At 70.3% G+C, this 14563-nt stretch carries 7 protein-coding genes; 6 read left to right on the top strand and 1 reads right to left on the bottom strand.

Translation table 11 applies throughout. From position 1 onward, the window contains the following. From AMYAL_RS0140330 to AMYAL_RS0140305, 6 genes are all read left to right on the top strand, one after another. Positions 1-4242: a type I polyketide synthase gene (locus tag AMYAL_RS0140330; protein ID WP_039796091.1), complete on the top strand. Its 4242-nt coding sequence runs from the start codon at positions 1-3 to the stop codon at positions 4240-4242. Further along, the gene (locus AMYAL_RS0140325; RefSeq protein ID WP_020636991.1) at positions 4232-4531 is read left to right on the top strand and encodes an acyl carrier protein; all 300 of its coding nucleotides are present in this window, start codon (positions 4232-4234) and stop codon (positions 4529-4531) included. Before AMYAL_RS0140330 ends, AMYAL_RS0140325 begins: the two co-directional genes overlap by 11 nt. Position 4532: 1 nt before the next feature. Beyond that, on the top strand, positions 4533-5324 hold the full coding sequence (locus AMYAL_RS0140320; protein ID WP_020636990.1) for an alpha/beta fold hydrolase: 792 nt from the start codon (positions 4533-4535) through the stop codon (positions 5322-5324). Beyond that, positions 5325-6467, top strand: a complete 1143-nt coding sequence (locus AMYAL_RS0140315; protein ID WP_020636989.1) for a glycosyltransferase — start codon at positions 5325-5327, stop codon at positions 6465-6467. It begins immediately after the preceding gene. Positions 6468-6583: 116 nt separating this feature from the next. After that, on the top strand, positions 6584-8242 hold the full coding sequence (gene ctaD, locus AMYAL_RS0140310) for an aa3-type cytochrome oxidase subunit I (RefSeq protein WP_209447352.1): 1659 nt from the start codon (positions 6584-6586) through the stop codon (positions 8240-8242). Between the two features lie 10 nt (positions 8243-8252). Then, positions 8253-8792, top strand: coding sequence for a bifunctional nuclease family protein (locus AMYAL_RS0140305; protein ID WP_020636987.1), 540 nt, complete (start codon positions 8253-8255; stop codon positions 8790-8792). A 73-nt stretch (positions 8793-8865) separates the two neighbouring features. Here AMYAL_RS0140305 and AMYAL_RS0140300 read toward each other — a convergent pair whose 3' ends face one another. Next, positions 8866-14352 (bottom strand): ATP-binding protein, encoded by a 5487-nt coding sequence (locus tag AMYAL_RS0140300; RefSeq protein ID WP_020636986.1) that lies wholly within the window; start codon positions 14350-14352, stop codon positions 8866-8868. Positions 14353-14563 lie beyond the last annotated feature (211 nt).

Here is a 14563-nt window from a genome sequence, read left to right as displayed (position 1 = left end):
ATGTCGGTGCTGTTCCCCGGCGCCCCTGATCTCGACACCTACTGGCGCAACATCGTCGACGGGGTCGACGCGATCACCGAGGTCCCCGCCGACCGCTGGGACCCTGGCTTCTACCAGCCCGACGCGGCACCGCGAGCGGACCGGATCTACTGCCGTCGTGGCGGTTTCGTCGGTGAACTGGCCGAAGTGGACGTCACCGGCTTCGGCGTGATGCCGTCGTCGATCCCCGGTACCGAACCCGATCAGCTGATCGCGCTGCGGGTCGCGGCGCAGGCCATCGCCGATGCGGGCGGCGAGCACCGGCTGCCCGCCGACCGGCAGCGGACCGGCGTCATCCTCGGCCGCGGCGGCTACCTCACGCCCGGCCTGGTGCGGCTCGACCAGCGGGTCCGGACGGCCGCCCAGGTCGTCCGCACTCTCGGCGAACTGATGCCCGAACTCGGTGGTGAGCGGCTGGAGGAACTCCGCCAGGCCTTCACCGATCGCCTCGGTCCCGAGGCTCCCGACGCCGCGATCGGGCTCGTGCCCAACCTCGCCGCCTCCCGGCTGGCGAACCGGCTCGACCTGCGCGGTCCGGCGTACACGGTGGACGCCGCCTGCGCGTCCTCGCTCGTCGCCGTCGACCACGCCGTGCGCGAACTGGCGACCGGCCGATGCGACGTGGTGCTGGCAGGCGGTGTGCACCATTGCCACGACGTCACCTTCTGGAGCGTGTTCTCGCAGCTCGGCGCGTTGTCGCGCAGTCAGCGGATCCGGCCGTTCCACCAGGACGCGGACGGGGTGCTGATCGGCGAGGGCACCGGCGTCGTCGTGCTGAAACGGCTCGCGGACGCCGAACGCGACGGCGACCGGGTCTACGCCGTCGTCACCGGGACCGGCGTGGCCAGCGACGGGCGCACCGCCGGACTGTCCAATCCGGACACCGCCGGGCAGGTCCGCGCGGTGCGGCAGGCCTGGACCGCCGCGGGGATCGATCCCTCCGCGATCGGGCTGCTCGAAGCGCACGGCACCGCGACCCCGGCGGGCGACGCCGCCGAACTGGCGACCATCGCGGCGGTCTTCGGGCAGTCGGAGGAGCCGACGGCGGTGCTCGGTTCGGTCAAGTCGATGATCGGGCACACCATGCCGGCGGCGGGCGTCGCCGGTCTGGTCAAGGCCGCTTTGGCCGTGTACCACGGGGTTCTCCCGCCGACCCTGCACTGCGACGAACCGCATCCGGCGCTGGCCGCGACCCGGTTCGAGACACTCGGCGCCGCGAAGGTCTGGGAGACCGACGACCGGCGGCCGGTGCGGCGGGCCGGGGTCAACGCCTTCGGTTTCGGCGGGATCAACGCCCACGTCGTGCTGGAGCAGGCCGCGACGCGCGGTGGCGTCGAAGTCTCCGAACCCGAACGCGTCCTGCGGCTCTCCGCGCCGACCGTCGCCGAGATGGGCTGCCTGCTCGAGCGCGACGACCTCCTGAGTACCGGCGACACCGGACGCGGCCGGATCCGGCTCGGCCTCGTCGACCCGACGCCGAAACGGCTCAACCTGGCCAGGAAGGTGGTCGCGAAGGGCAGGCCCTGGCGCGGCCGCAACGACCTCTGGTTCGTGCCGGAACCGCTGCTCGGCGCGGGCGGCGGCAAACTCGCGTTCGTCTTTCCCGGACTGGAGAACGAATTCGAGGCCCAGGTCGACGACGTCGCCCGGCACTTCGGCCTTCGCTGGGATTCCCCGGAGGTCACCGTCGGCGACGTCGGCAGGCACGGCAAGGGTGTGTTCCAGCTGGGCAGGCTTCTCGACACGGCGTTGCGCGGGCTGCGCGTGGCCCCGGACGCGCTCGCCGGGCACAGCCTCGGGGAGTGGACCGCCATGGCCGTCGCCGGGATCCACGCCGGCGACGAGGTCGACGCGTTCCTGGCGGGCTTCGATCCCGACGCGCTCACGGTGCCGGGGCTGGCCTTCGCGGTGATCGGGGCGGACGCCCGCGTGGTGACCGAAGCCCTCGAAGGACAGTCCGAAGTGGTCCTTTCCCACGACAACGCGCCCAACCAGTCGATGATCTGCGGTCCCGCGGAAGCCGTCGACGACTTCGTGCTCGCGTTCCGCGGTGACGGCGTGATCTCCCAGGTGCTCCCGTTCCGGTCCGGGTTCCACACGCCGATGCTCGCGCCGTATCTCGGCCCGATCCGCGAGGCCGCCGAGCGCTACACCCTGCATCCGGCGAAACTCCCGGTCTGGTCGGCCACGACGGGACGGCACTACCCGTCGGCGGCCATCGAAGTGCGCGACCTGTTCGTCCGGCATCTGCTGGAGCCGGTGCGGTTCCGCGGTCTGGTCGAGAACATGTACACGGCCGGGTTCCGCGCGTTCGTGCAGACGGGCGCCGGCCAGCTCGGCTCGCTGATCGGGAACACCCTGCACGACCGCGAACACCTCGTCGTCGCCGCGCATTCCGCGCACCGGCCGGGTCTCCCGCAACTGCTGCGGGTCGCCACGGCCTTGTGGGCCGACGGCGCCGATCCGGCGTTCGAACTCCTGCCGGGTCAAGGCGGCGGGAAGCGCGGCCGGGCTGTCCGCCTCGATCTCGGCGGCGCGCTGGTGTCGCTCGACGAGCGGGTCCGGCGCGCCTTCCGCCCCGTCGCCGCCAAGGCGTCCACTTTGGACAGGATCGCGGAGCGGAATCCGCTGGCGGCCGAGTTCTCCGGGCTGCTGGCCGACACCGCCGGGCTGGCGGCCGAACTGTTCACCGCCAGGTCCGCGCCCCGTCTCCGGCCGCTGAACACCGAACTCCGCGTTTCTGTCGAGACGATGCCGTACCTGCTCGACCACTGCTTCTTCAAACAGCCGGCGGGCGCGGACCCCGTCGACGCGTGGCCGGTCGTCCCCGCCACGACGGTGATCGGGCATCTGATGGAGTTCGCCGAACAGGCGGCGCCGGGCAGCCGCGCGATCGCACTCGAGGACGTCCGGCTGAACCAGTGGATCGCCGCTACCCCCGCGCTGGACGTGCCGGTGGCCGTGGTGCCCCAAGGCCCTTCCCGTGTCTGCGCGTCGCTGGGCGAGTACTCACGGGCCGTCATCGAACTGGGCGGCGGATTCCCCGCCGATCCGCCCGCGCCGTGGACGTTCGCCGCCGGGGACGAACGAACGCCGGACCTGCTCGCCGAGCAGCTCTACACCGAGCGCTGGATGTTCCACGGGCCGAAGTTCCAGGGGGTCGAGGAGCTGGTCGCGGTGGGGGAGCGGCACGTGCGCGGGGTACTGCGGACACCCGAGGCCCCAGGGGCGCTGCTGGACAACGCCGGTCAGCTGCTCGGGTACTGGATCATGTCCCGGCTGACCGGGCGCACCACGGTGTTCCCGGTCGGGATGCGGCGGATCCGGTTCTACGGCGAGCACCCGTTGCCGGGGGAGCGGCTCGACTGTGTCGTCCGCGTCGTCTCGGTCACCGACGCCGAACTCGAAGCGGACATCCAGCTGATCCTTCGCGGCCGGGTCTGGGCGCAGGTCGAGGGCTGGCGCGATCGCCGGTTCGACAGCAATCCGGTGATCCGCGCGATGGACCGGCGGCCCGAACGCGCCACGCTGTCGGAAGAGCGGCCGGGCCGCTGGGCCCTGGTCCGTGAGCAGTGGCCGGATCTGGCGACCCGCGACCTGATCATGCGCAACGTGCTGGCGGGTGCGGAAAGACAGGCGTACGCCGACCAGCCGCCACGCCGGAGACGGACCTGGCTGCTCGGCCGGATCGCGGCCAAGGACGCCGTCCGCCGTCTCTTGTGGACAGGCGGCGAAGGCGACATCTTCCCCGCCGAGCTGCGGATCGGGAACGACTCCTCGGGAGCGCCGACCCTTTCGGGCGCCTACGGGCGGGTGCTGCCGGAGCTCACCGTCTCGATCGCCCACCGGGACGCGCTCGGCGTCGCCATCGCCCGCCGGGGGCCGTGCGGGATCGACGTCGAGGCCGTCGAAGACCGCCAGGAGAGCACGGTCACCGCCGCTCTCGGCGAAGGGGAAAGAGCACTGCTCGGCGAGCCGGAAGCCTTGTGGTTCACCAGGTTCTGGGCCGCCAAGGAAGCCGTCGCGAAACGGCTCCGCACCGGCCTGCGTGGTGACCCGCGCGCGTTCACCGTCGTCGGCGCGGACGGCGGGCGGCTCACCGTCGAGGCGGGCGGTGCCCGGTATCCGGTGTGGCACACCACGATCGCCACCCCGGCCAAGAAGTACGTCGTGGCTTGGACGGAGAACGAAGATGACCACTGAAACCGTATCGGCCGCGGCGGTACTGGCCGACATCGCCGAGATGCTGCGGGAACTGCTCGAGGAATACGGACTGGACGACGCCGAGATCGGCCTGGACACGAAGTTCCACGACGACCTCGAACTGGAGAGCATCGACCTCGTGACGCTGTCCGGCCGGTTGCGCGACCACTACGGCGACAAGGTCAACTTCGCCGAGTTCATCGCGGAACGCGAACTGGACGAGATCATCGCGCTGACCGTCGGCGAACTGGTCGACCACGTCGTCGGGTCCCTGGCAAGGAAGGCCTGAGATGGCGAAGGTCAAGGTGGGCGACCTCGACGTCCATGTCCAGCGCCTCGGGCCCGAGGACGGGGCCGGGCCGGTCGTGGTGTTCGTACACGGCCTCCTCACCGACAGCCTGGCGAGCTACTACTTCACCCTCGGGCACGCCTTCGCCGCGCAAGGCATCGACGTCGTCATGTACGACCTTCGCGGGCACGGGCGCACCACGCGGCCCGCGACCGGTTACCGGCTCGAAGACTTCGTCGCCGACCTCGACGGCCTGCTCGCCGCGTTGGGGATCGACCGGCCGGTGCACGTGGTCGGGAACTCGTTCGGTGGTTCCGTGGCTTTCGGTCTCGCGGCTTCGCGTCCCGAGCGGGTCGCCAGCGTGATCGCCATCGAGGCGGAGCCGCCGGTGCGGGCCTGGATCGGGCATATGGCCGAAGGGCTGGCCGACGCGAAGAACCGGCTCGCGCACGACGAGGTGATCGGCTGGATCGCCGAGAACCACGGGGCGCACACCGCCCGGCTGTCGAAAGCGGCGTACAAGATCCTGGCGGCCACCACGCTGGCCGAGGACATCCCGCTGAGCCGCACCATCGGCGACGACCTCGCGGCGGTGCGCTGCCCGGTGCTCGCGTTGTTCGGCGACCTGTCCGGGCTTTCGGCGCAGGTCCCTGACCTGGAGGCGAACCTCGGCACCTGCCGCACGGTCGTGCTGCCGGATCAGGGGCATTCGGTGCTCGTCGAACGCACCGACGAGACGTCGGAGCTGATCCTGGACTGGGTCCGCGAACACTCGTGCGAGGTGGCGGCGTAAGTGGGCAGATTCCTCTTCGTCACGCCGCCGCTGACCGGGCACGTGAACCCGGCGGTGGGGGTCGCCGCCGCGCTGACCGCGCGCGGGCACCAGATCGCCTGGGCGGGGCAGCCGCAGGTCATCCGGCGGCTCGCCGGCGACGGCGCCGACGTGTTCCCGTGCGCCGTCCCGCGAGGACTGCCCGAGCGCGACGCGAGCCTCAAGGGACCGGCGGCGTTCCGGTTCCTGTGGGAGCAGTTCCTGATCCCGCTGGCCGAGGCGATGGCGCCGGGGATCCGCGCGGCGATCGCCCGGTTCCGCCCGCAGGTGGTGGTCGCCGACCAGCAGGCCATCGCGGGCGGGCTGGTCGCCGACGGGCTCGGCCTGCCGTGGGTCACCTCCGCGACGACGTCCGCCGAACTCGTCGACCCCCTGGCCGGGATGCCGAAGGTGGCGGCGTGGCTCGACGACCTCCTCGACGGTTTGCGCAAGCGGATCGACGGCGGCCCCGCCGACCCCAGGATGTCCCCGCACGGCGTGCTCGCGTTCACCACGAAGGAACTGCTCGGCCCGGCCACGCTGCCGAAGCGGGTCCGGCTGGTCGGTCCGTCGATCGGCGGGCGCGTGCCCGCCGATGATTTCCCGTGGGACCGGCTCGACCCCGCGGTGCCGACGGTGTTCGTCACCCTCGGGACCGCGAACGCCGACGCCGCCGTCGACTTCCTCGGCGCGGCCGCACGAGGGCTTTCACGGGTCGCCGGGATCCGGACCGTCATCGCCGATCCCGGCGGTGCCGTGGGGTGCGTGGGGGACACGGTGCTCGTGGTGCCGCGCGTGCCCCAGATGGCGTTGCTGGCGCGGGTGGACGCCGTCGTCTGCCACGGCGGGCACAACACCGTCTGCGAAAGCCTGTGGCACGGTGTGCCGCTCGTGGTCGCGCCGATCCGGGACGACCAGCCGATCGTCGCCGGGCAGGTCGTCCACGCGGGCGCCGGGGTCCGGCTGCGGTTCGGCCGTGTGAAACCCGACCGGATCGCGGCCGCCGTGACCAGGGTGCTGGACGATCCGGCGTACCGCTCGGCCGCCGAAAAGGTGGGCGCCTCGTTCCGGGAGGCGGGCGGGGCCGCGACGGCGGCGGATCACCTGGAGGCTCTACTCTCCTAGCCCTTGAAAAGCCCGCGTGTAGGGACTCTCCTGGAGGGGTACCAGCTTTCAGAAGGTGTGTCCTCGTGCTGGGAGTCGCCGTGACCACAGTGAAGACATCGCCCCGACGGGAGGCCATCCGCTTCGGCGGGCGGCCTCGCGCCCCCAAAGGCTCCGTGTTCCTCAGCGTCGTCCGCACCACCGACCACAAGACGATCGGCCTGCTCTACCTCGGCACCTCGTTCGCGTTCTTCCTCGCCGGCGGGTTCATGGCGCTGCTCATGCGCGCCGAACTCGGCAGGCCGGGACTGCAGTTCCTCTCGCAGGAGCAGTACAACCAGCTGTTCACCATGCACGGCACGATCATGCTGCTGCTGTACGCGACACCGAATCTGTTCGCCTTCGCCAACTACATCCTCCCGCTGCAGATCGGATCACCCGACGTCGCGTTCCCGCGCCTGAACGCGTTTTCCTACTGGCTGTACCTTTTCGGCGGCACGATGACGCTGACGTCGTTCGTCACGCCGGGCGGCGCACCCGACTTCGGCTGGACGGCCTACACGCCGCTCTCGGAAGCCGCGCACGCGCCGGGCGTCGGCGCCGATCTGTGGATCATGGGCCTGATCGTGTCCGGGCTGGGCACGATCCTCGGCGCGGTCAACATGATCACGACGATCCTCTGCCTGCGCGGGCCGGGGATGACCATGTTCCGGCTGCCACTGTTCACCTGGAACATCCTTTTCACCACGATCCTGATCTTGATCGCGTTCCCGATCCTCACCGCCGCGCTGTTCGCGCTGGAAGCCGACAGACGGCTCGGCGCGCACGTTTACGACCCGGCCAACGGCGGGGTGATCCTGTGGCAGCACCTGTTCTGGTTCTTCGGCCATCCCGAGGTCTACATCGTCGCGCTGCCGTATTTCGGCATCGTGACCGAGATCGTCCCGGTGTTCAGCCGGAAGCCGTTGTTCGGCTACAAGACCATGGTGTTCGCGACGATCTCGATCACCGCGCTGTCGATCGCGGTGTGGGCGCACCACATGTTCGCCACCGGCGCGGTACTGCTGCCGTTCTTCTCGATCATGACCTTCCTCATCGCGGTGCCGACCGGGATCAAGTTCTTCAACTGGATCGGCACGATGTGGAAAGGGCAACTGACCTTCGAGTCGCCGATGCTGTGGTCGGTCGGGTTCATGGTGACGTTCCTGCTCGGCGGGCTGACCGGGATCATCCTCGCCTCGCCGCCGCTGGACTTCCACGTGCACGACAGCTATTTCGTGGTCGCGCACTTCCATTACGTGCTGTTCGGCACCATCGTGTTCGCCACCTTCGCCGGGATCTACTTCTGGTTCCCCAAGATGACCGGCCGGATGCTCGACGAGCGGCTCGCGAAATGGCATTTCTGGACCACGTTCATCGGCTTCCACACGACGTTCCTCGTCCAGCACTGGCTCGGCAACGAAGGCATGCCGCGCCGCTACGCCGACTATCTCACTTCGGACGGATTCACCACGCTCAACACGATTTCCACGATCGGCGCGTTCCTGCTGGGCGTGTCGGTGCTGCCGTTCCTCTGGAACGTCGTCCGCAGCTACCGGTTCGGGGAAGTCGTCGAAGTCGACGACCCGTGGGGACACGGGAACTCCCTGGAATGGGCCACCACCTGTCCGCCTCCCCGGCACAACTTCCACGACCTGCCGAGGGTCAGATCCGAACGTCCGGCGTTCGAACTCCACTATCCGCACATGGTTCCCCGGCTGCGCGCCGAAGGGCATTCGGGCCGACCGAAGGAATGAGGTACCGCACATGATCACGATGGACGTCGAAGGGATGGCAGTACTGGCTCCGGAAGCGGCACCGGTGATGCTGCTGCGGGAGCGGGAGGGCGAACGCCGCTGGCTGGCGATCACGATCGGCGGCCCGGAGGCGAGCGCGGTGGCGCTCGCGCAGGAGAAGATCCGGCTGCCCCGGCCCGGCACGATCGAACTGATCGGCAAGGTGGTCGAGTCGTTCGGGCACCGGGTCACCGGGGTCGAGGTCACCGCGCTGCGGGACGGGATCTTCTTCGCCGACCTGGTGCTCGATTCCGGCATCCGGATCTCGGCCAGGCCGAGTGACGCGGTCGCGATCGGCTTGCGCGCCGGGGTCGTGATCGAGGTGGCGGACTCGGTACTGGAGGTCGCTTCGGTGCGGGTCGAGATCGTGGGGGCCGGGCCCGACGCGGAACTGCCGTCGGCGCCGCCGGATCCGGTCGCGCAGGAGCGGGAGGTCGAGGAGTTCCGGGCGGCTTTGGACAAGATCGTGCCGGAGGACTTCGGGGACCCGCCGTCCGAGCCGGGCGACTGACCCGCCGAAGTAGTGAAGGCCTCCTTCACCACCCTGAGGGTAGGGAAGGAGGCCTTCACGGACCTTCTGCAGGCTACTGCTTCGCGAGGCCCCGTTCGATCGCCTCGATGATGCGCGGCCGCATCTCGGCCGCGCTGATGATCGCGTCCACCGAACCGACCTTCACCGCGCGTTCGATGCTGTGCACGCCGTCGAACTCCGAAGCGACCGCGCCGAGCTTCTCGGCCCGCACCGAAGACTGGACTTCCGCCAGTTCCGCGGCCAGCGCGGCGCGTTCGGCGCCGGTCGCCCCGCTCAGCTTCTCGTTGAGCGACCGCACCCGCTGATCCGCCGCGGTCCGCGCGTTGACCTCACCGGAGAACACGACCGCCGCGGCGGGTGCGCCACCGAGCACGGAGGCGAACGAGCCTTCCAGCGCCAGCACGGTCATGTTCGGGTTCAGCGCCTTCGAGAAGACCACGAACGCGCCGCCGTGGTACCGCGAGATCACGGTGAACACGATCGGGCCTTCGAAGTTCACGATCGCCCGGCCGATCTCCGCGCCGTACTCCAGCTGGAGTTTCCGCATCGACTCCGGCGAACCGTCGAAGCCGGACAGGTTCGCCAGCACCACCAGCGGCCGGTTGCCGCTGGCCGCGTTGATCGCCCGCGCCGCCTTCTTCGACGACCGCGGGAACAGGGTGCCCGCGGTGTAGGTGTCCGGGCCGTCGGTGGGCGGGAAGCCGCGGCGCGGCACCGAACGCGACTCGATACCGAGCAGGCACACCGGCCGCCCGCCGAGGTGCACGTCCTGCACGGCCGCGGTCTCCGCGTCGGCCATCCCCGGCCAGCGCTCCAGCACCGGGTGGTCCTGATCGGACAGCGCGCGCATCACGGTGCGGATGTCGAACGGCTTCTTGCGGTCCGGGTTGGCCTCCCGCGAGAAGATCTGGCCGACCGTGGTGAAGTCGCTGTCGACGGCCGCGTGCGGGAACGACGAGATGTCCCGTTCGACCGGGTCGTTCGTGACCGCCTTGCGCGGGCCGGTCTCCTCCGGCGCCACGTAGGTGTGGTCGTAGTGCGACATCAGCACATCGCGGGCCGCGGCGAGGTTCGGCGCCCAGTACTGCGCCTGGCCGTTCGGGCCCATGACGCGGTCGTAGCCGCCGATGCCGAAGTTGTCCTCGGCCGAGACGCCACCGGAGAAGTCGAGCGACTGCTTACCGGTCAGCACCATCGCGGAATCCGGTGTCATCACCAGGATTCCCTTGGTGTGCATGAGCATCGTCGCTTCGGCGTTCCAGTACGGCTGGGCACCGACGTTGATCCCGGCGACGACGATGTTGATCTCGCCGCCGTCCTGGGTGAAGTGCACGATCCGCTTGAGCGCGGCCGCGACCCAGTCCATGTTCTCGGTGCCGGACTCCATCGAGATCCTGGCGCCCGCCGAGAGTGCGTACCACTCCAGCGGGACCCGCAGCCGTTCGGCCAGATCCAGTGCCGCGATCACCCGCGAGCACTCCGGCTCCGACAGCGCGCCGAGCGCCTTCGTCGGGTCGCCCAGCAGCACCACGCGCTTGACGCCCTCCGGGTACCGCTCGGTCGGCGTGGTGACCACACCGGCGACGATCGCCGCCTTGTTGCGGCCCTTCTTGCGGTCGACCGGGACGAGGGTGTTGCTGTCGTCCATGTCGTACTCGGTGAACGAGCCGAGCATCTCGGTCAGCTCGTACGGGTACACCGTGTCGCGGCGGCGGGCGCGCAGCACGTTCTGGCGGTAGTCGTCGAGCGGGAGGACCGGCTCGGTGGTGGGCTCGGACAGCGACATCTGCACGCCGCCGCTGACGTCGTAGCCGATCCGCACGGCGACCTCGGTGACGTCGCCGGTCACGCGGTCGCGCTGCCTGCCGAGGAACTGGACCTCTTCGAGGCCCGCGCCCGCCGTCGACGGCTGCACACGCTGCGCGACCGTGTTCAGCTCCTCGCCGGTGAGCTCACTGGTCGGCCACACGTACAGCATGATCCGGTTGGTGTCGAAGCGCTTCTTCGGCGGAAGCTTCGCCTGCACCTCGCGGATCGCGTCGAGGCAGCCCGCCAGCGTGCCCTCGACCGCGGGCAGGGCCAGCAGCTTGCCGTCGTTGTCCCGCAACGGGGTCAGGTCACGGACCTGGGCGAGCGCGACCAGCCGCTGATCCGACGGGTTCATCGGCGAGACGCACTTGAACAGGTAGACGTCCTCGTCGCCGGACGGCAGCCGCGTGAGGTCGAAGTTCGCCAGCCGCTGCAACTGCATCCGCAGGGCGATCAGCGGGTGGAGGCCGCGGATCAGCCGTTCCTCGCTGAAACCGGTCGAGGACGGGCGGAAGGTGAAGTGGTGGTGCGTCACCGCTCCGCCGTGCCCGGCGACCGTGGTGGTGACGCGCCGGATCCGGCTCGGCAGCGACTCGGCCGTGAGGACCTCGCGCAGGCCAGCCGCCATCGTGTCGTCATCGGCCGATTCGTCGTCCCACGTCAGATAGATGTCCGCCTCGACGTCGGTGTCGGCGGGCAGCTGGGCGGCGAGATCGGCGACCGCCTTGATCGCGCCGGGCAGCCCGGCACGGTCGACGGCGGTGGTGGCCATGTGGAACCGCTCGTTCTCGTCCGCGTAGTCACCGGTGACGAAAGTGCAGCCACCGACGGTGACCTGCTGGACGCCGGTGAGCGCGCGGTTGCCGTAGTAGCGGCGGCTCAGCACTTCGAGCAGTGGCGTGTGATCGGTGCCGGGGCGCCCGATCCGCTGCCCGAGCAGGCGCACCAGCGGCTGCGCGCTGGCCAGCATGCTCGCGATCCGCTCGGCGCGGTCCGGCGAGTCCGGGTGCAGGTCGAGGTGACGCAGGTGCTTGCGGACCTCGCTGTACACCTCGGCGCGGGTGCGGCGGAGCAGCGGCTGGGCGAACCAGCGGAACACCACGCTGCGCGCCAGGTCGCCGACCACCGGGAACCGGAGCTGGGTGGCGGCGATGAGTGCCTCCAGCGCCTTGCCTGCCGGTTCGCGCATCGACTCGAACGGCTGCGCCTCGGTGAGCCACTGCCGCAGCAGCGCGGTGACGATCGCGACGTCCGAAGCGGTCCGCTGCTGGGCGAGGAAGATGCGGAAGACCGCCTCCTCCAGTTCCGGCGTCCGCTCCAGGTCGGTGATGCCGTAGTGCGCGAGCACCTTCTTGAGCTTGTTCTGGAACGACTCCGAGAGCCCGGCGCGTTCGACGTCGAGGCTCTGCAGGTAGGTGTGGAAGAACTCGCGTGCGCTGTGCACACGGGTGTCCGTCTTGGCCTCTTCGCGCGCCGGCTTGTTGCGCATCAGCTCGGAGAGGTCGGCGAACACGGTCAGCAGTTCGACCTCGCCCTCCAGCGGGCGGTCGCCGTTGTCCTCCAGCTCGGCACGGGCGGCCAGGTACGCGCTGAGCGTGCGGCGCTCGTCGTGCGGGTCGACGTCGAAACCGAGCAGGAGACTGCGCAGATCCTGCTGGCCTCGCGTGATCCGCTGCGCCGCCGACGCGCCGTCCGGCTCCACGGGCAGCTCGATCTCGACACTGCCGGTGTCTTCGGCGGCCTCGTCGCCTTCGTCCGCCACCGGTTCGAGCCGCAGTAGAGGAGCGCCGGTCTCGACCTGGCTGCCGACCGAGACGACGCACTCACGCAGCTTCGCGCGGAACGGCGCGCGGAGCACCGTCTCCATCTTCATGCTTTCCAGCACCAGCACGGGTGCGCCTGCCTCGACCTCCGCGCCGACCTGGAGCGGTGTCGCGACGACGAGCGCGGGCGCAGGGGAACGGACGACGCCGCCCTCGTCGCGGCTGACGCGGTGGGTGACACCGTCGACCTCGACCAGGTGGATCGGCCCGTGCGTGCCGGTGACCAGGCGGAACCGGGTGCCGTTGACGGTGATCTGGCCGGTGTGCTCGTCGAACCGGTCGACCTCGACGTCGGCGGGGTGGATGTCGCCGCCCCCGGAGACGCCGACGCGGAACCGGCGGTGGCCGATCCTCGCCACGCTCACGCGGTACGCGGCGCCGCGCAGCTTGAGGTCGAGCGGACGTCCGCTCTCGTGCTGCACCTGCGGGCGGCCACCGTGCGCGGTGGACAGAAGCCGTTGGCGCTCAACGGCTTCCTCGTCCTCGTAGGCCTCGATCGCGGCGGCCGCGAGCGCGATCGCCGAATGGCGGTGGGTGACCAGGTCGCCCTCGGCGCGGACGCGGTCGATCCAGCCGGTGTCCGCGCTGCCGTCGATCACCTCGGGCCGGTCGAGCAGGTCGAGCACGAAGCTCTTGTTGGTCGCGCCGCCCTCGATGATGACCGTGGTCTGCGCCATCGCGCGGCGAAGACGGCCGAGCGCCTCGTCACGGTCGCGGCCGTAGGCGATGATCTTCGCGATCATCGAGTCGAAGTCGGCCGGGATCGTGTCGCCTTCACTGACGCCGGTGTCGACGCGGATGCCGGGTCCGGCGGGCAGGTCCAGGCGCGCGATACGACCGGGCGACGGGGCGAAGTCGCGGTCCGGGTCCTCGGCGTTGAGCCGCGCCTCGACGGCGTGGCCGAACTCAGCGGGCTGGGCGCCTTCGAGCTTGCCGCCGGACGAGACGTGCAGCTGCGCCTTGACCAGGTCCATGCCGGTGGTCAGCTCGGTGATCGGATGCTCGACCTGCAGGCGGGTGTTGACCTCGAGGAAGGCGAACAGCTTGTCGCCGGGGTGGTAGAGGAATTCAACGGTGCCGGCGCCGCGGTAGTCGACCGCGAGCGCGAGCCGCTCGGCGGACCGCTTGAGCTCGTCGGCCTGCTCGGGGCTCAGCACCGGGGAGGCGGACTCCTCGATGATCTTCTGGTTGCGGCGCTGCACCGAACAGTCGCGGACGCCGAGCGCCCACGCGGTGCCCTGACCGTCGGCGATGACCTGGACCTCGACGTGCCGGGCGCCGGTGACCAGGCGCTCCAGGAACACGACGCCGCTGCCGAAGGCCCGCTCGGCCTCCAGGCTGGTGCGCTCGTAGGCGTCCTTGAGCTCGTCGGCGGACGTGATGACCCGGATACCGCGGCCGCCACCGCCGGCGGTGGCCTTGAGCATCAGCGGGTAGCCGATCTCCTCGGCCGCGCTGATGGCCGCGTCGAGGTCCGCGACGGCGCCGCGGCTCCACGGCGCCACGGGCACGCCGACCTCTTCGGCGATCAGCTTCGCGCCGATCTTGTCCCCGAGCTTGCGCATCGCGTCCGCGCTCGGGCCGATGAAGGTGACGCCCAGCCGCTCACACAGCTCGGCGAAGGCCGGATCCTCGGCCACGAAGCCCCAACCGACCCAGGCCGCGTCGGCCCCGGTCTCGGTCAGCGCCCGCTCCAGCACGGCGAAGTCCAGATACGGGCGCGCCGACGCGGGCCCCAGGTTGTGGCTGATGTCGGCTTCCCGCACGAACGTCGCCGACCGGTCCGCGTCCGTGTAGAGAGCGACGGTCTCGATCCGCTGTCCGGTCTCCGCCGACAGCTCGCGGACGGCATGGATGAGCCGCATCGCGGCTTCTCCGCGGTTGACGATGGCGACACGACTGAACACCGACTGAGCCTCCCAAGTACGCAGCACAACAGGGTGACGTCCCGCCGGATCTCGCGCGGGACAGTCTCCTGTACCTGCCTTACAGCCTGCCTCTTACCGGCCGGTACGAGAATGTCGTCGGTGGCGCATGCCGGGGGCCGGGTCTTGTAGGAACCCGCCAAAAAGTGTCCTGGAACACCTAGTGCAGGGCCCTGATGACGTGATGAAGTGG

This window comes from Amycolatopsis alba DSM 44262 (genome assembly GCF_000384215.1).
Classification (GTDB): Bacteria; Actinomycetota; Actinomycetes; order Mycobacteriales; family Pseudonocardiaceae; genus Amycolatopsis; species Amycolatopsis alba.
Note: the sequence above shows the minus strand (reverse complement) of the source record. Positions and strands in the feature narration are given on the sequence as shown.